Source organism: Bacillus altaicus, assembly GCF_042136375.2.
Taxonomy (GTDB): domain Bacteria; phylum Bacillota; class Bacilli; order Bacillales; family Bacillaceae_G; genus Bacillus_A; species Bacillus_A cereus_U.
In genome coordinates this window covers 4717575-4740675 of record NZ_CM143394.1, presented here as the reverse complement: position 1 = coordinate 4740675, position 23101 = coordinate 4717575, and the positions used below count along the sequence as shown (strand labels likewise).

Here is a 23101-nt window from a genome sequence, read left to right as displayed (position 1 = left end):
TTTATCACTCCCTTATGGTAATGCCACCCGGTGAGTTGGCGAGATTGGTTTTAAATCGTAAGCACGACCGTTTTCATTGAAATACTTTTCGTATGATTTCTCGTACTCAGAACTCACTTGCTGACGTAATTTACGTTGCTGTTCTCGGTTTTCAGGACGAATATCAGGAATAGCTGATATTAAGCGTTTCGTATAAATATGTTGTGGATTATTATAAATTTCTGTACTAGTCGCTTCTTCGACAATGCGCCCGCGATACATTACACCGATGCGGTCACACATATGGCGAATTACTCCTAAATCGTGACTTATGAATAGGTACGTCAATCCAAGTTCAGATTGTAAATCTTGTAAGAAGTTTAAAACTTGCGCTTGTACCGACACGTCAAGTGCAGATACTGGTTCATCCGCGATAATAAGCTTTGGTTTTAATGTAAGAGCGCGTGCAATACCAATCCGCTGTCTTTGTCCACCGGAAAATTCATGTGGATATTTATAAATAGACTCTGGATTTAACCCAACTTTATCAAGGTATTCTTGAACTGCTCGACGCTCTTCATCGGGTGAGAGCTTTTCAAAATTCCGAAGTGGTTCGGCAATAATATCGATAACACGTTTTTTGGGATTTAATGATGAATACGGATCTTGGAAAATCATTTGGATATCTTTTCGTTGTTCTCTTAACTCAGAGCGACTTAATTTCGTTAAATCCCTATTATTAAAATGAATGCTACCGCCTGTAGCTTTCGTTAAGTGCATAATTGCTTTACCCGTTGTTGATTTACCGCTACCTGACTCACCAACGATTCCATACGTTTCACCAGGCTGCAATTCAAAACTTACGCCATCAACTGCTCGTACGTAATCTAATGTACGTCCGAAGAAACCACCTTTAATTGGAAAGTGTACTTTTAAATCTTCTACTTTAAGCAGTGCCATGAGTTACGTCATCTCCTTTCTTATGTTGGAAGTTGAAGTGCTTATAGCAAGTACAACGTACCCAATGGTCTGGTTTTACTTCATGTAAAACAGGATTTTCCTCATGCTGATCTGGTCTAATCCACGGGATTCGGGCTTGGAATCGGCATCCAGTGCGAGGAAGCTTCGCTAACGAAGGAACCACGCCTTGAATTACATGCAATTTTTCTTTTTCAGCATATGCAGATGGAATTGAGTTTAATAGAGAACGAGTATATGGGTGAAGCGGGTTATTAAAAATCTCTTCTACTGTTCCTGTTTCTACAACTTGTCCTGCATACATAACGACAATACGATCAGCTGTTTCGGCAACAACGCTTAAATCATGTGTAATTAAAATGATGCCCATTTTCGTTTGTTCTTGAATAGATTTTAGTAAGTCTAAAATTTGTGCTTGGATGGTTACGTCAAGAGCCGTTGTTGGCTCATCCGCAATAATGAGTGCTGGGTTACAAGCAATCGCAATAGCGATAACAATTCTTTGTCTCATTCCGCCAGATAATTCGTGAGGGTATTGTTTATATGTAAGTTCTGGTTTTGGAATACCAACTTGATGGAGTAGTTCTAAGGTGCGTTCTTTCTTTTCTGCTTTCGAAAGGTTTGTGTGGTAGTCTAAGTTTTCTTCGATTTGTTTTCCAACTGTCATAAGAGGATCGAGTGCTGTAAGAGGTTCCTGGAAAATCATACCGATGTTTGATCCGCGTACTTTATTCATTTCTGCGGTCGACATAGTAAGTAAATCCTTATCCCTATAGTAAAGTTGCCCTTGTAATTTTGTATTTGCTTCATTATGCAGTCGCATAATGGAAAGGGCAAGTGCACTTTTTCCGCAACCTGATTCACCAACTATCGCGACAATTTCATTTTCATGGACAGTTAACGAAATGTTATCAACTGCTGCATGATATTGATCTTGTATACGAAAGGAAGTCTGTAAGTTTTCAATGCGAAGAAGTGGATTCTTCATGGCTATCCCTCCATCTTTTCTGAAAAAACTAAATATTTAGTATGTTGTTGCTATTTTAATATAAAATGACAATGTTTGACAAGAGTAAATATTCAAAAATCTTTTTATATAGAGATGAGACGCAGTAATATAAGGATAAAAACCTTTTTAAAACGCTAACAATTATGGATTGGATTGATAAATTATTTGTAATAAAAAAGTACTATATGTAGAAAAAAGAGAGGTGTTCTGGAAAGAACTGTCTCTCTTTTTTTTGTAAGTATAATATTAGTGTTTAAGCTTGTTTTTGTTTTGCAGATCCTGTATTTAAAGTAAGAGCAAGGAAGAACATTGCAAGCACACAAGAAGCAAGGAGCAAAATGAATCCGCCGTCCCATCCGAATCCATCTACAATAAAGCCCATGGCTGCGCTAGCAAAAGTAGCTCCACCTAGGTAACCGAAGAACCCAGTTAAACCAGCGGCAGTTCCAGCAGCTTTTTTTGGTGCTAAGTCTAGCGCGTGTAGACCGATTAACATAACAGGTCCATAAATTAAAAATCCAATGGAAACAAGTGCGATACTATCAATGATTGGGTGACCAGCAGGATTTAGCCAGTAAACAAGAACGGCAATGAATACACCGACCATAAATAAAATACCAGCAGGTGCGCGGCGCCCTTTAAATAGTTTATCACTCATCCATCCGCAAAGAAGTGTACCTGGAATACCAGCCCATTCGTATAGAGCATAAGCTGTACGTGAGCTACTATGAGTAAAGCTTTTTTCTTCTACTAAATAAGTAGGAGCCCAGTCTACAACGCCGTAACGAACGAAATAAACAAAAACGTTAGCGATAGCGATGTACCATAAAAACTTATTGTTTAATATGTATGTAAATAAAATTTCCTTTACCGAAAGCTCGCGTTCACGGTCCGCTACTTTTTCATCTGATGGATATTCCCCAGTGTGTTCTTCAATAGAAGGTAATCCGCAAGATTGAGGTGTATCTCTCATCGTAATTAATACATAAATACCCACTAAAATTGAAAGAATACCTGGGAAGTAAAATATACTTTTCCAGTCATTTGCAAAGAAATATAAGCCTAATGTAACGAGAGAAGGCATAAGCGCGCCGCCGACATTATGAGCGACGTTCCAAATAGACATTTTTGTACCACGTTCACTAACGGAGAACCAGTGAACCATCGTACGGCCACAAGGAGGCCATCCCATACCTTGTACCCATCCATTTAAAAACTGAAGTACAAACATAAGTATAATGCTCGTTGTAATGAAAGAAAATGAGCCGAAAATAATATTAATGATACCGGATAAAAATAGCCCAGCTGCTAAAAAGTAGCGAGGATTACAACGATCGGATACGATACCCATAAGAAATTTACTTAATCCGTAAGCGATAGATACTGCTGAAAGGATAACCCCAAGTTCCCCTTTACTAAAGCCTTGTTCGATTAAATATGGCATTGCGAGTGAAAAGTTTTTTCGAACAAAGTAGTAACCTGCATAACCGATGAAGATACCTAAGAATACTTGTAAACGCAATTTACGGTATTCGCTATCAGTGCGATCAGTAGGTAAGCGTTCTGCGTGGGGCGCAGGTTTAAATAATTGTGTGAAAAACATAAAATGAAAATCCTCCCCTAATTAATTCGAAGCGTTTTAAGACAGAGAGAACACAAAAAGGCTATGAAATATAAAAAAGTTCCCTTTTTTATGATTCATAGCCGTATACTCCGATTCTCCGTGACTGTCAATATTAACTTCGACGAAAATTATACAACTTTGTGACAGAAATGTAAACGTTTTTATAAAGAAAGTTGTTGACGTATTTTGTTTGTGGGATTAATATTTAAATACGTTAAATATTTTATTGCTTAAATAAGAGGTGGATAACATGCCAAATGATATGACTCATATTGATAAGATTCAAGCTCTTACATTCGCTATAGGAAAGAAAATGCAAACAGAGCTATTAGAACAAATGCAAGCATCAGGACTTACACCACCGCAGTTTTATATTTTAAAGATTTTAGATCATTACGGAGCTTCAAGAGCGACACAATTGGCGGAGAAAATGTACGTGAAACCGAGCGCGATTACAGTAATGATTGATCGTTTAATTGATCATGGATTAGTAGAGCGCTATCACGACGATAATGATCGCCGCGTTGTTATCATTGAGCTAACGAAAAAGGGGAAAGCTACAGTAGAAGAAGCGATGGCGGCTCGTAATGAGCATATTGCAAAATACTTCTCACACTTAGAATTACAAGAGAGGGAAGATTTGTTACGCCTCTTTGAAAAGCTAGAAACAATTATTTGCGGGACACAAGAGAAAAAAGAGAAAAACTAAGAGGAATTGAGGAGATTACATGGAGCAACAAGAAAATCAGAATAGAAAGTTGTTGTTAATCGGTTTAGTAATCGCGATGCTATTTGCTGCATTGGACGGAACAATCGTTGGCACAGCAATGCCGCGTATCGTCGGTGAACTAGGTGGATTAAGTTTAATGACATGGTTAACAACAGCTTATATGTTAACATCAACAACGGTTGTACCGATTGCAGGTAAATTAGCGGATTTACTTGGGCGTCGTAACGTATATATAGCAGGATTAATTATCTTTATGGCTGGTTCAGCGTTATGTGGTATGGCAAACGGTATGACAGAATTAATTATTTTCCGTGGTATTCAAGGTCTTGGTGGCGGTATTATGATGCCAATGGCTATGATTATTATCGGAGATATGTTCACGGGAAAAGAACGTGCTAAATGGCAAGGTATTTTTGGAGCTCTATATGGTCTTGCCTCTGTAATTGGACCACAAGTTGGTGGTTGGATTGTAGACGCAGTGGACTGGAGATGGGTATTCTATATTAACTTACCAGTTGGTATTTTAGCGACAATCTTTATTGCAATGGGATTAAAAGCACATAAACAAACAGGACCAATTAAAATTGATATCGCTGGAATCTTTACGATGATTCTCGGTGTTGTAAGTTTATTACTTGCGTTAACGTTTGGTGGAAAAGATTATGCATGGGGTTCTTGGCAAATTATCGGGTTATTTGCACTAGCTGCCATTGGTATTGTTAGCTTTGTTATTGTTGAAACGAAGGCTGAAGAACCAATTTTACCGATGCACTTCTTTAAAAACCGCACATTTACACTACTGAATGCGATCGGTTTCTTTATGAGTATCGGAATGTTTGGAGCAATTATGTTCGTACCGTTCTTTATGCAAGGAATTGTAGGCGTAAGTGCTGCTGAATCAGGAACGATTATGACACCGATGATGATCACAATGATCGTTATGAGTATTATCGGTGGTCAACTTGTATTAAAAGTTGGTGTGAAACTACAAATTATTACAGGGATGCTTATTATGGCTAGTGGTTTCTGGTTATTAACAACGATGGATATGCACACAACTAAGCTTACCGCTACTTCTTATATGATGGTTATCGGTTTAGGAATGGGTCTTGTTATGCCGATATTAACATTAGCATTACAAGAAAGCTTCCCGAAAAAAGATCTTGGTGTTGTAACATCATCAAGTCAATTCTTCCGTCAAATCGGTGGAACGTTTGGGATTACAATTTTAGGATCAATTATGAATAACACTTCAGGTACAACGTTAACAAATAAATTAGTACCTGTATTAGACACATTCCCAAAAGAAGCGGGAGAAATGGTAACAAAATTAAAAGATATGATTCATACAGATCCACAAAGTTTATATTCTATGCTATTTAGTCCTGAGGCATTAAAACAAATGCCAGAAGCATTTTCTAATAGCATCGTACCAATTTTAAAAAGTTCTTTAGTGGATTCACTTCATACTGTATTCTTAACAGGATTGGTATTTATCGTAGTAGGTGCCATCTTCACGATTTTCTTACAGAAGATTAAACTATCTGATCGTAAAAAAGTTGCTGAAGAGCCTGCTGTAGAAGAGGAAGAAAAAACTGTATCATATTCATAATGAAAAAGCATCGCCTTATGGCGGTGCTTTTTTTGAGTATAACCTTAAAAGCTTTTTAGTGAGAAATGATTGACGTATTTTTATAAATGCGTTATATTATTTTCTGTAAACGGTTACATGAAATGAGGAGAAAAGAGAATGAGTACGATTAAAGACGTTGCAAAATTAGCAGGGGTATCTGTTGCGACCGTTTCCAGAGTGTTAAATAAAAATGGATATGTTCATGAGGATACATTAAAAAAAGTAGAGCGAGCAATTGAAATGCTAGATTATAAGCCTAGTACAGTAGCACGATCTTTATATAATAAAAAATCTCGTTTAATTGGCTTAGTTGTTCCAAATATCGTGAATCCATTCTTTCCAGAAGTTGCACGTGCCGTAGAAGATGTAGCACATAAGCAAGGTTACACAGTTGTCCTTTGTAACTCTGATGAAAATTTAGAAAAAGAGAAACAATACATTGATGTGCTTAGACAAAATAATGTGGATGGGTTTATTGTGGCAACGAATCCACAAAATAGTGTTAATTACATGAATTTGTCTATTCCAGTTGTTGCGATTGACCGTATGTTTAATGAGCGCATTCCTACTGTATATGCAGATAACTATGCAGGGAGTCAGGCGGCGACAAAGTTATTAATAGACAAAGGGTGTAAACATATTGCACATATTCGCGGACCACGTGATGTGAGCACAGCAAATGAACGTTTTGAAGGTTTTGTAGACGTTATTACGCAAAATAATCTTTCTTATATGATTGCAGAGAGTACATTCGATCCAGCTAATAGTGAACAGGTCGCGGTGGAATTATTGGAAGAATATCCGCATATTGATGGAATTGTTGCTGGGAATGATTTAATTGCAATCGGCGTCGTAAAGGCTGCACTTCAAAAGGGGATTTCTATTCCAGACGATTTACAAATTATCGGATTCGATGGAATTTCTTTAACAGAAATGATGTATCCATCTATTACAACTGTTGCACAGCCAATTTATGAAATGGGGAAAATTGCAACAGAATTGTTGTTAGAGCAGATGGAAGGAAATCCATTAGAAGAGAAACACTATCGTTTACCGATTGAAATTATAGAACGAAATACAACGAAGTAAGGAGATGAGACAGATGCCAAATATTGCAGTAGTGGGTAGTATTTCAATGGACTTAGTGGCTGTTTCAAAAATACGGCCGAAAGCAGGAGAAACGGTAATTGGTGAAGCATTTCATACGATTCCAGGAGGAAAAGGGGCCAACCAAGCAGTTGCTGCAGCTAGATTAGGAGCAAATGTAGCGATGGTTGGTGCAGTAGGAAATGATGATTACGGAACAGTAGTTAGAAAAAATTTAGAGAACGAACGCGTTTTTATCGACTATGTGGTACCGGTTACAGATAGAACGACAGGAATCGCTCATATCGTTTTAGCAGAAGAGGATAACAGCATTGTTGTCGTACAAGGAGCAAATGCTCTTGTAAATGAGTCCATTGTAGATCGTTCAAAAGACCTTCTTGTAAAAGCAGATATGGTTGTTCTTCAACTAGAGATTCCGCTTGAAACAGTAAAATACGTTCTGTCTATTTGTGAGGAGCATAAAATTCCAGTTATGTTGAATCCAGCTCCAGCACAAATCTTATCAGAAGATATTTTAGAAAAAGCGACTTATATTACACCGAATGAACATGAATGTCGCATCGTATTAAATGATTTCACATCACCAATTGAAGAGTTACTTGCGAAATATCCAAATAAGCTATTGATGACAGAAGGGTCTAATGGTGTTCGTTTCCATAACGGAACGGAAGTTGTTCAAGTTCCAAGTATTGCCGTAGATGTAGTAGATACGACTGGAGCAGGTGATACATTTAATGGCGCGTTAGCAGTTGCACTTTCTGAAGGAGAAACACTTCAAAAGGCTATTCGTTTCGCAAATATTGCTGGTGGTCTTTCTGTAACGAAACTTGGAGCACAGGGCGGTATGCCAACGAGAGATAGAGTACGTGAAGTGCAGGTGATTGTTGGATGAAAAAGCACGGTGTATTAAATAGTGAAATTGCGGCAGTCCTTGCTTCACTTGGACATACAGATACGATTGTAATTGCTGATTGCGGGTTACCTATTCCTGATGGAGTAAAACGAATTGATTTAGCAGTTGAAATCGGAAAGCCTAGCTTTTTAGACGTAGTACAAGTAGTTGCTGATGATATGGCAATTGAGAAAGTGACGTTAGCAGAAGAAGTTATTATGAATAATGCAGAGGTAAATAAAGAAGTTGAGATGCGATTAATAGAGCCAGCATTTGAATATGTGTCTCATGAGGAATTTAAAGAGTATACAAAGAGAGCGAAGGCGATTATTCGTACCGGAGAAGCAACGCCTTATGCGAATGTTATTTTACATGCAGGCGTGATTTTTTAATAAAGGGATGTGATGAGAATGCATATTGAAATGAAGAACATTTCAAAAGCGTTCAGTGGTAATCCTGTTCTAAAAAACGCACAGTTTATGATTGAAACAGGAGAAGTCCATGCATTGATGGGGGAAAATGGAGCGGGGAAATCGACGCTCATGAAGATTCTAACAGGTGTATATAAAAAAGACAGTGGAACAGTCACAATTGATGGACAAGAACGAACTTTTAAAAATGCGAAAGAAGCGGAAGAGTACGGTATTGCATTTATCCATCAAGAGTTGAACATATTACCGAATTTAACGGTAGCTGAAAATATGTTTCTTGGAAAAGAGTTAATGTATGGGAAAACGGGCATTTTACGTACGCGTCAAATGAATGCGATTGCCCAGCATCAATTGGCAGATCTTGGTCTACATGTGAGAGGCGCTATGCTAGCAGGTGAATTATCAGTTGGACAACAGCAAATTATTGAAATTGCTAAAGCATTAATGACAAATGCGAGCGTTATCATTATGGATGAACCTACAGCAGCATTAACAGATCGCGAAATTGAAACGCTGTTTATTGTTATTAATAAATTGCGTAAAGAGGGCGTTTCGTTCGTTTATATTTCACACCGGATGGAAGAAATTTTTTCAATATGTGATGCCATTACGATTTTGCGTGATGGAGAATATGTAGGGAAGAGATTAATTCCAGAAACGTCATTTGATGAAGTAGTTAGCATGATGGTGGGCCGCAGTATTGGTGAACGTTATCCAGAACGAAATAGTCAAATTGGCGAAGTGATTTTTGAAATGCGTAACGGAACGAAAAAGGGAAAATTTGAAAAGGTTTCGTTTCAAGTTAGAAAAGGTGAAATCCTTGGTGTTGCCGGCTTGATGGGAGCTGGTCGCACGGATATTATGAAAGCGATATTTGGATATGAACCGCTTGATTCAGGACAAATTTTTATGAATGGACAAGAAGTGAAAATTGATAGTCCAATTGATGCGATTAGACAACGAATTGCCTTTATTACAGAGGATAGAAAATCTGAAGGGCTTGTGTTAGATTTTTCGATTCGTGAAAATTTAGCTTTACCAAATTTAGAAAATCTTTCAAAGGGAAGCGTTGTTAATAAAGGTTTAGAACGTCAATTTACAGAGGATATGATGAAGCTTCTTAATGTGAAAGCAGCAAACGGAGAGCAAGCGGTAAAATCTCTTTCTGGTGGAAATCAGCAAAAGATTGTAATTGCAAAATGGCTAGGTATTCATCCACAGTTACTCATTTTAGATGAGCCAACAAGAGGTGTAGACGTTGGAGCTAAAAAAGAAATTTACTCTATTATGAATAAACTTACCGAACAAGGAGATGCCGTTATTATGGTATCGTCTGAGCTTCCAGAAGTTTTAGGAATGAGTGATCGTGTGCTCGTCATTCATGAAGGTGAAATCGGTGGTATTTTAGAGAAAGAACAGGCATCGCAAGAGTCTATTATGGCACTAGCAACAGGGGGAGAGTAAGATATGGCTAAGAAGGGGAATGTATTACAACAACTTGGTTCTTTAATTGGGTTAGTATTAATTATCGTAGTAATTACAGCTTTAAATCCAGCATTTATTGAAATTCCAAATTTATTTAATATACTGCGCCAAGTATCGATTAATGCACTCATTGCATTTGGAATGACCTTCGTTATTTTAACAGGGGGTATTGACTTATCGGTAGGTTCTATTTTAGCATTATCAAGTGCACTTGTTGCCGGAATGATGGCAAGTGGTATGGATCCGTTCCTTGCAATGGCAGTTGGATTATTAGCAGGTCTTGCAATGGGGATTGTAAACGGTATCATTATTGCGAAGGGAAAAGTAGCTCCTTTTATTGCGACTTTAGCAACAATGACTATTTTTCGCGGGTTGACGCTTGTTTATATGGACGGACGTCCGATCACTGGTCTTGGTGATCATTTAATGTTCCAAATGTTTGGCCGTGGTTATTTCCTTGGTATTCCTGTGCCAGCCGTTACAATGATGATCGCTTTTGCAGTACTGTACTTTATTTTAAAGAAAACAACGTTTGGTCGCCGTACGTTTGCGATTGGTGGAAATGAAGAAGCGGCAGCTTTATCAGGTATTAATGTTACGAGAATTAAAGTAATGATTTACGGTCTTTCCGGAACTTTGGCAGCGCTTGCAGGTATTGTCTTAACATCAAGATTAGATTCTGCACAGCCGACTGCTGGTACTTCTTACGAATTAGATGCAATTGCTGCAGTTGTGTTAGGAGGAACGAGTCTTTCAGGTGGAAGAGGATGGATTGTTGGTACATTCATCGGTGTGCTTATTATTGGTGTACTAAATAACGGTTTAAATTTATTAGGTGTATCTTCTTTCTTCCAACAAGTTGTAAAAGGACTTGTAATCTTACTAGCTGTACTAATTGATCGTCGAAAAGAAGCGTAATGGAGGGGCAATTCATGAAAAAATGGTTACTGATACTCGTTGCATGCATCATGGTAGTTACTGCTGGTTGTTCAATGGAACCACCAGATTGGGCAAAGGATTCTGGCGATAAAGGTCGAAATAAAACTATTAAAGTTGGATTTTCTGTTTCAACTTTAAATAATCCATTTTTCGTCACGTTGAAAAAAGGTGCAGAAAAGAAAGCAAAAGATAGCGGCATTGAATTAATTGCTGTTGATGCACAAAATGATGCAGCGAAGCAAACAAACGATGTTGAAGATTTAATTCAAAAAGGTGTCGATGTAGTTGTTATTAATCCAACTGACTCAGATGCCGTTGCTTCAGCGGTAAGTGCAGCTAATGCAGCCAATGTTCCTGTTATTACAGTAGACCGAGTTGCGAATTCAGGTAAAGTTGTTTCTCACATTGCTTCTAACAATGTCGAAGGTGGTCAAATGGCTAGTGATTACATTCGGGAATTAGTTGGTGAAGGAACAAATGTCGCTGAGTTAGAAGGAATCCCTGGATCGTCTGCTGCTCGTGAGCGTGGGAAAGGATTCCATAACGTAGCTGATAAGTCTTTAAAAGTAGTAGCAAAACAAGCAGCTGATTTCGATCGTGCAAAAGGGTTATCCGTTATGGAAAATATTTTGCAAGCAAATAGCGATATAAAAGCAGTGTTTGCTCATAACGATGAAATGGCATTAGGCGCACTTGAGGCGTTGAAATCTGCTGGTAAAACGGATGTAGTCGTTGTTGGATTTGATGCAACGGATGATGCTGTAAAAGCGGTTAAAGATGGACGCATGGCAGCAACAGTCGCTCAAAAACCGGAATTAATTGGAGAGAAGGCGATGGAAACAGCGAAAGAAATAACACAAGGTAAAAAAGTGGACAAATTTATTCCGATTGAATTAGAGCTTATTAAGAAAAAATAAATATAAAATGAAAATTAGGAAGGAAGAATAACAAATGAAATTTTTTATTGATACAGCAAACATTAACGAAATTAAAGAGGCAAATGCATTAGGTGTAGTAGCTGGAGTAACGACAAATCCATCACTTGTAGCAAAAGAAGGCGTAGATTTCCATGAGCGTATTCGTGAAATTTGCAGCTTTATTGAAGGACCTGTAAGCGCAGAAGTAATTAGCTTAGAAGCTGATAAAATGATTGAAGAAGGAAAAGAGTTAGCAAAAATCGCTCCAAACGTTGTTGTAAAAGTTCCAATGACAACAGAAGGCTTAAAAGCAGTAAAAGCATTCTCAGATTTAGGAATTCGTACAAACGTTACATTAGTATTCTCAGCAGTGCAAGCATTACTTGCAGCTCGCGCTGGTGCGACATACGTTTCACCGTTCTTAGGTCGCCTAGATGATATCGGTCATAACGGTATGGACTTAATTCGCCAAATCGCAGAAATCTTTGCAATTCACGGCATTGAAACAGAAATCATTGCAGCATCTGTACGTCACAGTGTTCACGTAACAGAAGCAGCATTAAACGGTTCACATATTGCAACAATCCCAGCAAACGTAATCGCTTCATTAGTGAAGCACCCATTAACAGATCAAGGAATTGAGAAATTCTTAGCTGATTGGGAAAAAACACAAGAGAAATAATACGAAATGGAGAACCCAAGTTTAATTAACTTGGGTTCTTTTTTTTGTTTGAAAGAATTTTCATGCAATTGTGCATATTGTCTTTTAAATTTTTAATATAAGCTATTTAATATATAACAAATCACTCTTTATTTTTCAAATTTCGACATAAAAAGATAGAGGGTCTGACCAGAAAACTGGAGGGCATGATTCTATAACAGAAAGCTTATTGCTTATAGAATCATGTCTTTTATTATACAAGGGAGGATAGATTACATATTTTTATCTGAAGTTTAAGATTGATACAAGGGGATGATTAAAATGAGAAAAAAAGCTCCATTTAAAGTGTTGTCATCATTAACGATCGCGACACTCATCGGATGCTCAGCTGTAATGAGTGCTCCGTTAGCATACGCAGAAACGCCCGCAAAAGAAAGTGTGTCTACAACACCGATTGATCATAATTTAATTCAAGAAGATCGTTTAGCGGAAGCGCTGAAAGAAAGAGGAACAATTAATCCAGCATCGTCTAAAGAAGAGACAAAAAAGGCTGTAGAGCAATATATTGAAAAGAAACAAGGGGATCAGGCAAATAAAGAAATTCTTCCAGATGATGCTGCCCAAGAAGCATCTGATTTCGTGAAAAAGATAAAAGAGAAGAAGATGGAAGAAAAGGAAAAAGTAAAGAAAGCTGAAAAAAATGTTAGCCCTGATCAAAAGCCAGAGCCAAATAAAAAGCAATTAGATGGGAAAGTTCCGACTTCTAAGGCGAAACAAGCTCCATATAGTGGACCTGTTCGCAATGATAAAGTGTTAGTGTTACTCGTTGAATTTAGTGATTATAAACATAATAATATTGAACAAATACCAGGTTATATGTATTCGAAAGACTTTAGTAGAGAACATTATCAAAAGATGTTATTCGGTAAGGAACCATACGCGTTATTCGATGGTTCGAAAGTAAAAACATTTAAACAATATTATGAAGAGCAGTCTGGTGGTAGTTATACGACAGATGGATATGTAACGGAATGGCTAACTGTTCCAGGAAAAGCGTCTGACTACGGTGCTGATGGTAGTAGTGGTCACGATAATAAAGGACCAAAAGGAGCACGTGATTTAGTGAAGGAAGCTTTAAATGCGGCAGCTGAAAAGGGATTAGATTTATCTCAATTTGATCAATTCGATAGATATGATACAAATGGTGACGGTAATCAAAATGAATCTGACGGTGTAATTGATCATTTAATGGTAATCCATGCTGGTGTTGGTCAAGAAGCTGGTGGCGGTAAATTAGGCGATGATGCAATTTGGTCACATCGTTCAAAATTAGCTACAGATCCAGTAGCGATTGAAGGTACAAAATCAAAGGTAGATTACTTTGGTGGAAAAGTAGCAGCGCATGATTACACAATTGAACCAGAAGACGGTGCAGTAGGTGTGTTTGCACATGAATTTGGGCATGACCTTGGTTTACCAGATGAATATGATACGAAATATACTGGAAATGGATCTCCTGTTGAAGCTTGGTCGTTAATGAGTGGAGGTAGCTGGACTGGGAAAATTGCAGGAACAGAGCCGACTAGTTTTTCACCACAAAATAAAGATTTCTTACAAAAGAATATGGGCGGCAACTGGGCAAAAATTTTAGAAGTAGATTACGATAAAATTAAGCTTGGTGCAGGAATTCCTACATATATTGATCAAAGTGTTACAAAATCAAATCGTCCAGGTGTAGTACGTGTCAATTTACCAGATAAGAGTGTTGAAACGATTAAGCCTGGGTTTGGAAAACAGGCATACTATAGTACAAGAGGCGATGATATTCATACGAAATTAGAAACACCGTTCTTGGATTTAACGAAGGGAACAAATGTAAAGTTTGATTATAAAGCGAATTATGAATTAGAAGCTGAGTGTGATTTCATCGAAGTACATGCTGTAACTGAAGATGGAACGAAAACATTGATTGATAGATTAGGAGAAAAGATAGTACAAGATGATAAAGATACAACAGATGGGAAATGGATTGATAAATCATACGATTTAAGTCAGTTCAAAGGGAAGAAAGTTAAACTACAATTCGACTATATTACAGATCCAGCTTTAACATATAAAGGTTTTGCAATGGATAATGTAAATGTAACAGTTGATGGGCAAGTAGTATTTTCAGATGATGCAGAAGGACAGTCTAAAATGAAGTTAAATGGATTCGTCGTTTCTGATGGGACAGAAAAGAAACCCCATTATTATTATCTAGAGTGGAGAAACTATGCTGGGTCAGATAATGGATTAAAAGCGGGAAGAGGTCCGGTGTATAATACAGGTCTTGTCGTTTGGTATGCAGATGATAGCTTCAAAGATAACTGGGTTGGGGTGCATCCAGGTGAAGGATTCCTTGGCGTTGTAGACTCTCATCCAGAAGCGCTTGTTGGTAATTTGAATGGGAAACCAGCGTACGGTAATACTGGAATGCAAATTGCAGATGCTGCATTTTCATTTGATCAAACGCCAGCATGGAGTGTAAATTCATTAACACGCGGACAGTTTAACTATTCTGGATTACAAGGTGTTACAACATTTGATGATTCAAAAGTATACAGCAACAAACAAATTGCTGACGCAGGACGCAAAGTTCCAAACCTTGGTCTTAAATTCCAAGTTGTTGGACAAGCAGATGATAAGTCTGCAGGTGCTGTTTGGATTAGACGTTAATAAAGTGAAACTTTAATCAGTGGGGGGTGTCCATCTCCCACTGATTATTAGCCCTCATCAATCGGGTAAATAAAAAGCACATTCTTTATATGAAGAATGTGCTTTTTTATTTGTACAGTAAGTTATTATTTTAGCTCATGTAATACAACAGTTGATTCATGTATAGTGTATCAAATTATGTGGGGAAAGGAAATATTTCCGAGGAAATTGTCGAAGTATCGTTAGTATTTATTCAAGTTCTTTTTCAAAGGAAGAAAGTAGTATTGCTTTTATACATAAGTTTATTTACAGTATTACTTGGTTATATGCGAAAGTAATATATATTAGGCGAAAAAAAGACAATGATGGAATTAACCCATCATTGTCTTTTTTACTTTGCTTCTTACATAAATCATTCCAGCAAATGTTAATAAGAATGCAGTTCCGATAACAAAGCTAGCGCTAGGTGATGCCCCGATTGCTCCGACTGTAAAGGAGCCAGCAACAACACCTAACGAGAAGAATGCATAAAACAATCCGAATGCTTTCCCTCGGTTGCTATCTGTTGTATTTTCAACAAGTAAAGCATTAATTGCTGGGAAGAGGATAGCGAATCCAATTCCATAAATCATCATAACGATAAAGAGCATGCCTTTTGTTGCAAATAATCCGAGTAAAGATAACGCTAGTGCCATTACTGCAATCCCGATTAGCATTAGTTTTGAACGATTAAATCGATCGTAAATGCGATTTGTTGGCAGTAAGAAGAAGAGGATAGCGGTAATTCCGAATACACTTAACATCATGCCTGTTGTAGATGCTTTAAGTGCTAACGCCTCAACTTTTACTGGTAACATATAAGTGACAATCCCTTGTGAAAACATGAGTGTGAAAGCACCAATATATGCTTGTAATAACGGTTCAGATCTCAATAGTTCAATCATCTCTTCTTTGTTCATCATTTGTGTTCTTGATGTATCTTTCCTCGATACGTTATTTGGTAAGAAGAATAGAGATACGATTGTACCAAGGACCATTAAAATAGAAATGGTAATGAACACCCACTCTATACCAGCTGTTGCTTTCATAATGCCGCTAAAAGCAGGTCCTACAATTGCCGCAGTTCCAACAGCAGCACCAGATAGAGCCATTGCCTTACCTTGCCTTGCTGAATTTGTTTGTTTTGATAAAAACGTAAAGGCAGCAGGAATTAAAAATCCATCACTAAAACCGTGCATAAAGCGCACAACTAATAGTTGTTCACCACTTTGAACAACGGTGTATAACAAGACTATGAAACTAGTAATTCCCATGCTTATATAAAGGATTTTTTTTGCACCAAATTTATCAACAGCAGCTCCAGCAATAATATTACCGATCATATTAGCGAATGAGTACATACCGACAACTAGCCCGATAACAAGAGGGGTTCCTCCAAGGCTTTGAGCGAAAGTACTCATAATAGGTAATTGTGAAAATGTATCTAAAAACGCTACGATAACAATAAAGTAAATAAAATATTTCAAGCGATATTCACCTCTCCTATGCTATTATGGCATAATGCTAATTTCAACCGCAATGAAATTAGCATTAACAGATGTGGAAAAAAGTACAAAGTGACAAAATATTGAACGTTATTTGTTGAAAATTAGTGAAAATGAGATTGTTTTTTGAAATATATGGATAAAAGTATTATAATAGATTTGTAAACTTCACCAGGTTAAGTATATACATAGAGAGGGATGTATAAAATGAAAGCATTACTTTGGCATAATCAACATGATGTACGAGTAGAAGAAGTACCAGAACCAACTGTAAGACCAGGAGCAGTGAAAATTAAAGTTAAATGGTGTGGTATCTGCGGGACAGACCTGCATGAATATTTAGCAGGTCCTATTTTTATTCCAACAGAAGAACATCCATTAACACACGTAAAAGCACCAGTTATTTTAGGTCATGAGTTTAGTGGTGAGGTAGTAGAAATCGGTGAAGGCGTTACATCTCATAAAGTGGGAGACCGCGTTGTTGTAGAACCAATTTATTCTTGTGGTAAATGTGAAGCTTGTAAACATGGACATTACAATGTTTGTGAACAACTTGTTTTCCACGGTCTTGGTGGAGATGGCGGTGGTTTCTCTGAATATACAGTAGTACCAGAAGATATGGTTCATCATATTCCAGATGAAATGACGTATGAACAAGGTGCGCTTGTAGAACCAGCAGCAGTAGCAGTTCATGCAGTACGTCAAAGTAAATTAAAAGAGGGTGAAGCTGTAGCTGTATTTGGTTGTGGTCCGATTGGGCTTCTTGTAATCCAAGCAGCAAAAGCAGCAGGAGCAACTCCTGTTATCGCAGTGGAACTTTCTAAAGAACGTCAAGAGCTAGCTAAATTAGCAGGTGCTGATTACGTATTAAATCCAGCAACTCAAGATGTACTAGCAGAAATTCGCAACTTAACAAATGGTTTAGGTGTAAATGTTAGCTTTGAAGTAACAGGTGTTGAAGTTGTACTTCGTCAAGCAATTGAAAGTACAAGCTTTGAAGGCCAAACTGTAATTGTTAGTGTGTGGGAAAAAGATGCGACAATTACTCCGAACAACCTTGTATTAAAAGAAAAAGAAGTTATCGGTATTCTTGGATATCGTCATATATTCCCAGCTGTTATTAAATTAATTAGCTCTGGCCAAATTCAAGCAGAGAAATTAATTACGAAAAAAATTACAGTGGACCAAGTTGTTGAAGAAGGCTTTGAAGCACTTGTAAAAGATAAAAAACAAGTGAAAATTCTTGTTTCACCTAAATAATATATAATAGAAAAGGGCTACTTTTTTTCTATACTGAAAAGTGATAGACTTTCCTTTAACTAAAGGTATTTTTGTTTGGAAGGGGAAGTCCAATGCTTTCATTTATGTTGACATTGAAACGGATGTTAAGAGCCTGTTTACGAGCATGGAAAGATAAAGAGTTTCAAGTGTTATTCGTATTAACAATTTTGACATTAACATCGGGGACGATTTTTTATAGTACAGTTGAAGGATTACGTCCTCTTGACGCTTTATATTTTAGTGTGGTCACGTTGACGACTGTCGGTGATGGGAATTTTAGTCCGCAAACTGATTTTGGAAAGGTATTTACGATCTTATACATATTTATCGGGATTGGATTAGTGTTTGGGTTTATTCATAAATTGGCAGTTAATGTACAACTGCCAAGTATATTATCGAAAAGAAAAAAAGAGTAAAGCGGTTAATCGCTTTACTCTTTTTTTACATTAATTTAGACAAGTATTTGCAGTAGCTTAACAATACTTTATTAAAATGTAAGTGTATTCATTCATTACGTTCACTATGTATAAAGTTATAGTGATATGAACATTTGCATATTTTAATTTATTGATAGAAATTTTGTGAAAGGTGGGATATTCTAATCATAGGTTAACCGGAAGACATCATAGGATCCTAACAAAATATGAACAATAATTCAATTATAAAATGGAGGATTTCAGATGAAAAAGAAAGTTCTTGCTTTAGCAGCAGCTATTACGTTAGTAGCGCCATTACAAAGCGTTGCATTTGCTCATGAAAACGATGGAGGACAGAGAGTTGGAGTTATTCCGCGCTGGTCTGCTGAAGATAAGCATAAAGAAGGCGTAAACTCTCATTTATGGATTGTAAACCGTGCAATGGATATTATGTCTCGTAATACAACACTTGTAAAACAAGATCAAGTTGCACTATTAAATGAATGGCGTACGGAGTTAGAGAACGGTATTTATGCTGCTGACTATGAAAATCCTTATTATGATAATAGCACATTTGCTTCACACTTCTATGACCCAGACAATGGAAAAACTTATATTCCATTTGCAAAGCAGGCAAAGGAAACTGGAGCTAAATATTTCAAATTAGCAGGTGAGTCATACAAAAATAAAGATATGAAACAAGCATTCTTCTATTTGGGATTATCTCTTCATTACTTAGGGGATGTAAATCAACCGATGCATGCGGCAAACTTTACAAATCTTTCGTATCCACAAGGGTTCCATTCTAAATATGAAAACTTTGTAGATACGATAAAAGATAATTATAAAGTAACGGATGGAAATGGATATTGGAACTGGAAAGGTACAAATCCAGAAGATTGGATTCATGGAGCGGCAGTAGCTGCGAAACAAGATTACTCTGGCATTGTAAATGATAATACGAAAGATTGGTTCGTGAAAGCAGCTGTATCACAAGAATATGCAGATAAATGGCGCGCTGAAGTTACACCAATGACAGGTACGCGATTAATGGATGCACAACGTGTTACTGCTGGGTACATCCAGCTTTGGTTTGATACGTACGGAAATCGTTAAGTATTTGAAAAAGGTCAAATCTCAGAATAGAGTATTTGGCCTTTTTATCACTACACAGTACATGGAGGTATGAAGCGTGAAAGGTAAATTGCTAAAAGGTGTACTTAGCTTTGGTATTGGTTTAGGAGCTTTATATAGTGGATCTTCAGCTCAAGCAGAAATGTCTACAAATCAAAATGATACGTTAAAAGTAATGACCCATAATGTGTATATGTTATCAACGAATTTATATCCAAACTGGGGACAAAATGAGCGTACGGATTTAATTGGGGCAGCGGATTATATGAAAAATCAAGATGTTGTTATATTAAATGAAGTATTTGATAATAGTGCTTCAAATCGCTTATTAGGAAATTTGAAGAAAGAATATCCAAATCAAACGGCAGTATTAGGTCGTAGTAGTGGAAGCGAGTGGGATAAGACGTTAGGCAACTATTCATCTTCGACTCCTGAAGATGGAGGGGTAGCGATTGTGAGTAAATGGCCAATTGTTGAAAAGATTCAATATGTATTCGAAAAAGGCTGCGGGCCAGATAACTTATCAAATAAAGGATTTGTATACACAAAAGTTAAGAAAAATGATCGTTTTGTGCATGTAATTGGGACTCATTTACAAGCTGAAGATAATATGTGTGGACAAACTTCGCCAGCATCTGTACGTACAAAACAGCTACAAGAAATTCAAGAGTTTATTAAAAATAAAAATATACCAAATAACGAGTATGTGTTAATTGGTGGTGATATGAATGTGAATAAAATAAATGCTGAGAACAATAGTGACTCAGAGTACGCATCCATGTTCAAAACATTGCACGCTTCTATTCCATCTTATACTGGACATACTGCAACTTGGGATGCGACGACAAACAGTATTGCGAAATATAACTTCCCCGATAGCCCTGCCGAGTATTTAGATTATATTATTACAAGTAAGGACCATGCTAATCCATCGTATATAGAGAATAAGGTGTTACAGTCGAAATCGCCACAATGGACTGTTACGTCATGGCTCAAAAAATATACATATAATGATTACTCGGATCATTATCCAGTAGAGGCGACTATTTCTATGAAGTAGAGTAGCCTTAAAAAAGTTTCTTCGTAAAGAAGAAACTTTTTTTATTTGAAAACAGGAAAATCATTCTTTCTTTCCAATATGTATAAGACATATATAGAAGAGGAGAGAAAAATGTGGATAGAGGAATTTTTAAAGAAGTTCCATTACCGTGTGCATTTTTAGATGAAGTGGCTTTAGATAGAAATATTCAATCGATTATAGAGTTAAGTGGAAATAAGAAGATCCGTATAGCGAGTAAATCGTTACGATCTGTTCCAATTATGAAACGGATTTTAGCTGCAAGTGGTCGATTTCAAGGGATTATGTGTTTTTCACCTAGAGAGGTTTTGTTTTTAATTGAACAAGGGTTTAATGATTTATTGCTCGGATATCCTGTTTATGATGAAAGAGCTTTACATGAAATTAGTTTGCTGACAAAGCAAGGGCACATTATAACTTGTATGGTGGATTGTGAAGAACATATTACTTATTTAGAAAAAATTGCTGAGAAGTCTAAAGGGTGTTTTCGCGTTTGTTTGGATATTGATATGAGTAGTCGTTTTTTGAAATTTCATTTTGGTGTAAAAAGATCCCCGGTAAAAGATGTGCAGAGCGCTTTGAAAATAGTAGAAAAGGTGAAGGGCTCATCATATTTAATACTAGATGGTGTAATGGGATATGAAGCTCAAATTGCCGGGGTGGGGGATCATATACCGAATCAATGGATGAAAAGTAAAGTGGTTTCGTATTTAAAGAAGAAATCAGTGTTAGAGGTTAAGGAAAGAAGAGGACGTATCGTAAAAGAACTACAAAACCTTGGTATTGAACTAAGATTTGTAAATGGGGGAGGAACAGGAAGTATAAAAACAACTGAGCAAGATAACTCAGTTACGGAGATTACTGTAGGATCCGCTTTTTACTCTCCTAAACTGTTTGACTATTATAAAGAAGTGAAATTTCAGCCAGCTGCCGGATTTGCTTTACCAGTTGTACGCAAACCGGCCCCTTTTATTTATACTTGCCTAGGTGGCGGATATATTGCCTCAGGTGCAGTTGGTAAAGATAAAGAGCCTGAGGTTTGGCGACCGGGTGGTGCAAAACTATTAGCTTTAGAAGGTGCTGGTGAAGTGCAAACACCAATTTTTTATAACGGTGAGGAACGAGTAGCGATAGGAGATTCTATCTTGTTTCGTCATAGTAAAGCTGGAGAGTTATGTGAGCGTTTTCCTGTTTTGTATCGCATTAAACAAGGGGAAATTGTTGGAGAGTATTCAACATATCGGGGGGATGGACAATGCTTTCTATAAAGGGACAAAAATGGAGAAATTGGACAGGGAATGTAGAAGGAACGCCGCATTATACGATGTATCCAAAAAGTATAAAAGATGTAGTAGAAGTTGTGGAGCTTGCACAAAAAAAAGGAAAGAAAATTCGTGTTGTCGGTTCAGGGCATTCTTTTACACCTCTTGTGCAAACGGAAGAAATTTTAGTTTCTTTAGATGAATTGAAGGGCATTGCAAATATTGATGCAGAGAAGATGACTGTTGAAGTGTGGGCGGGAACAAAGTTACATGATTTAGGGAAGTTACTTCAGGAAAAAGGTTATGCGCAAGAAAATTTAGGGGATATTGATTCACAATCTATTGCAGGAGCGATTAGTACGGGGACTCATGGGACGGGTGTTACATTTGGGAGTTTATCAACACAAGTTATAGAGATCACGGCAGTTTTATCAACAGGTGAGAGTATAGTTTGTTCAGAAACCGAGAACGCCGAATATTGGAAAGCATTTCAGTTATCGCTTGGAATGCTAGGTATCATTGTAAAGATAAAATTGAAGGTTATCCCAGCGTATTCTCTCGTTTATGAAAGCGAAAAACAGTCATTAACTACTGTAATGAACAAGCTAGAAGAATATAAGAAGAATCGTCATTTTGAATTTTTCGTTTTTCCTTATTCAGATGAAGTGCAAGTGAAATTTACAAATGAAACAATGAGTAAAGAAAGTGATTTGAAATGGCATAAACTAAAGGTGGAGCTACTTGAAAATAGGATGTTCTCTTTGTTATCTAAAGGGTGTAAATGGTTTCCTTCTATAAGTAAAGGAGTAAGCCGATTATCAGCTAAGGCTGTACCAAACACGAAAATAATTGGCGCAAGCTATGAAGTGTTCGCTACATCACGTACAGTTCCATTTTATGAAATGGAGTACAGTGTTCCTTCAAAGTATATGAGGACTGTTGTAGAAGAGATTTCAAATCTTATTGAAAAGAAAAAGTATAAGGTGCACTTCCCTATTGAATGCCGTTATGTGAAAGGTGATGATATATGGCTCAGTCCAGCGTACGGAAGAGATGCAGCGTATATTGCTGTTCATATGTATAAAGGTATGACGTATGCTGCTTATTTTGGTGAAGTGGAGAAAATTTTTCTAAAGTATGAAGGGCGCCCACATTGGGGGAAAATGCATACGTTAACGTACGAAAAATTACAAAATATATATCCAGAATTGCATGCGTTTCTAAAAATGAGGAAGTCACTAGATGAAACAGGAATGTTTTTAAGCCCTTATACAGAAAAGTTATTTACGATTATGAAAAAAAGCTGA

The 23101-nt window shown here is 37.1% G+C and carries 20 protein-coding genes; 16 read left to right on the top strand and 4 right to left on the bottom strand.

Features of this window, described 5'->3' with window-relative positions; all coding sequences use genetic code 11:
* Window positions 1-12: 12 nt before the first annotated feature.
* From ACE38F_RS24580 to glpT, 3 genes are all read right to left on the bottom strand, one after another.
* Window positions 13-939 carry an ABC transporter ATP-binding protein gene (locus ACE38F_RS24580; protein ID WP_088077495.1) on the bottom strand — a complete coding sequence of 309 codons (927 nt, stop codon included), beginning with the start codon at window positions 937-939 and terminating at the stop codon, window positions 13-15.
* Window positions 926-1945, bottom strand: a complete 1020-nt coding sequence (locus ACE38F_RS24575; protein ID WP_375370813.1) for an ABC transporter ATP-binding protein — start codon at window positions 1943-1945, stop codon at window positions 926-928. Before ACE38F_RS24575 ends, ACE38F_RS24580 begins: the two co-directional genes overlap by 14 nt.
* A gap of 274 nt (window positions 1946-2219) precedes the next feature.
* The gene (glpT, locus tag ACE38F_RS24570; protein ID WP_204208758.1) at window positions 2220-3569 is read right to left on the bottom strand and encodes a glycerol-3-phosphate transporter; all 1350 of its coding nucleotides are present in this window, start codon (window positions 3567-3569) and stop codon (window positions 2220-2222) included.
* 271 nt (window positions 3570-3840) lie between these two features.
* On the opposite strand from glpT, the gene ACE38F_RS24565 reads away from it, so the two are divergent.
* From ACE38F_RS24565 to inhA2, 10 genes are all read left to right on the top strand, one after another.
* Window positions 3841-4299 carry a MarR family winged helix-turn-helix transcriptional regulator gene (locus ACE38F_RS24565; protein ID WP_002114114.1) on the top strand — a complete coding sequence of 153 codons (459 nt, stop codon included), beginning with the start codon at window positions 3841-3843 and terminating at the stop codon, window positions 4297-4299.
* Between the two features lie 19 nt (window positions 4300-4318).
* Window positions 4319-5932: an MDR family MFS transporter gene (locus ACE38F_RS24560; protein ID WP_375370814.1), complete on the top strand. Its 1614-nt coding sequence runs from the start codon at window positions 4319-4321 to the stop codon at window positions 5930-5932.
* 138 nt (window positions 5933-6070) lie between these two features.
* Window positions 6071-7042 carry a ribose operon transcriptional repressor RbsR gene (gene rbsR, locus ACE38F_RS24555; RefSeq protein WP_113937912.1) on the top strand — a complete coding sequence of 324 codons (972 nt, stop codon included), beginning with the start codon at window positions 6071-6073 and terminating at the stop codon, window positions 7040-7042.
* A 13-nt stretch (window positions 7043-7055) separates the two neighbouring features.
* Window positions 7056-7952 carry a ribokinase gene (gene rbsK / locus ACE38F_RS24550; protein ID WP_375370815.1) on the top strand — a complete coding sequence of 299 codons (897 nt, stop codon included), beginning with the start codon at window positions 7056-7058 and terminating at the stop codon, window positions 7950-7952.
* Window positions 7949-8344, top strand: coding sequence for a D-ribose pyranase (gene rbsD, locus ACE38F_RS24545; RefSeq protein ID WP_215555243.1), 396 nt, complete (start codon window positions 7949-7951; stop codon window positions 8342-8344). Before rbsK ends, rbsD begins: the two co-directional genes overlap by 4 nt.
* A gap of 18 nt (window positions 8345-8362) precedes the next feature.
* Entirely contained in the window at window positions 8363-9847 is a 1485-nt protein-coding gene (gene rbsA / locus ACE38F_RS24540; protein ID WP_375370816.1) for a ribose ABC transporter ATP-binding protein RbsA, read from the top strand.
* A gap of 3 nt (window positions 9848-9850) precedes the next feature.
* Window positions 9851-10786: an ABC transporter permease subunit gene (locus ACE38F_RS24535; protein ID WP_341307683.1), complete on the top strand. Its 936-nt coding sequence runs from the start codon at window positions 9851-9853 to the stop codon at window positions 10784-10786.
* A gap of 14 nt (window positions 10787-10800) precedes the next feature.
* Window positions 10801-11724, top strand: a complete 924-nt coding sequence (gene rbsB / locus ACE38F_RS24530) for a ribose ABC transporter substrate-binding protein RbsB (RefSeq protein ID WP_002204435.1) — start codon at window positions 10801-10803, stop codon at window positions 11722-11724.
* Between the two features lie 34 nt (window positions 11725-11758).
* A complete protein-coding gene (fsa, locus tag ACE38F_RS24525; protein WP_000667669.1) occupies window positions 11759-12406 on the top strand; it encodes a fructose-6-phosphate aldolase in 648 nt (215 codons plus the stop codon).
* A 300-nt stretch (window positions 12407-12706) separates the two neighbouring features.
* The gene (gene inhA2 / locus ACE38F_RS24520) at window positions 12707-15100 is read left to right on the top strand and encodes a M6 family metalloprotease immune inhibitor InhA2 (protein ID WP_375370817.1); all 2394 of its coding nucleotides are present in this window, start codon (window positions 12707-12709) and stop codon (window positions 15098-15100) included.
* A gap of 350 nt (window positions 15101-15450) precedes the next feature.
* Here the strand turns inward: inhA2 and ACE38F_RS24515 are convergent, their stop codons facing one another.
* Window positions 15451-16605: an MFS transporter gene (locus tag ACE38F_RS24515; protein ID WP_215555248.1), complete on the bottom strand. Its 1155-nt coding sequence runs from the start codon at window positions 16603-16605 to the stop codon at window positions 15451-15453.
* A gap of 225 nt (window positions 16606-16830) precedes the next feature.
* Here ACE38F_RS24515 and bdhA point away from each other — a divergent pair, with 225 nt between their 5' ends.
* From bdhA to ACE38F_RS24485, 6 genes are all read left to right on the top strand, one after another.
* Window positions 16831-17883, top strand: a complete 1053-nt coding sequence (gene bdhA / locus ACE38F_RS24510) for a (R,R)-butanediol dehydrogenase (RefSeq protein WP_002114142.1) — start codon at window positions 16831-16833, stop codon at window positions 17881-17883.
* A gap of 92 nt (window positions 17884-17975) precedes the next feature.
* Window positions 17976-18320, top strand: a complete 345-nt coding sequence (locus ACE38F_RS24505) for a potassium channel family protein (protein ID WP_002114144.1) — start codon at window positions 17976-17978, stop codon at window positions 18318-18320.
* A 264-nt stretch (window positions 18321-18584) separates the two neighbouring features.
* Window positions 18585-19436, top strand: a complete 852-nt coding sequence (cerA, locus tag ACE38F_RS24500; protein ID WP_193656167.1) for a phospholipase CerA — start codon at window positions 18585-18587, stop codon at window positions 19434-19436.
* Between the two features lie 76 nt (window positions 19437-19512).
* The gene (gene sph / locus ACE38F_RS24495; protein WP_375370818.1) at window positions 19513-20514 is read left to right on the top strand and encodes a sphingomyelinase C; all 1002 of its coding nucleotides are present in this window, start codon (window positions 19513-19515) and stop codon (window positions 20512-20514) included.
* 113 nt (window positions 20515-20627) lie between these two features.
* Complete coding sequence (locus ACE38F_RS24490; RefSeq protein WP_215555251.1) at window positions 20628-21800, top strand: amino acid deaminase/aldolase; 1173 nt, start codon at window positions 20628-20630, stop codon at window positions 21798-21800.
* A complete protein-coding gene (locus ACE38F_RS24485) occupies window positions 21788-23101 on the top strand; it encodes a D-arabinono-1,4-lactone oxidase (protein ID WP_375370819.1) in 1314 nt (437 codons plus the stop codon). The genes ACE38F_RS24490 and ACE38F_RS24485 overlap by 13 nt, the downstream gene beginning before the upstream one ends.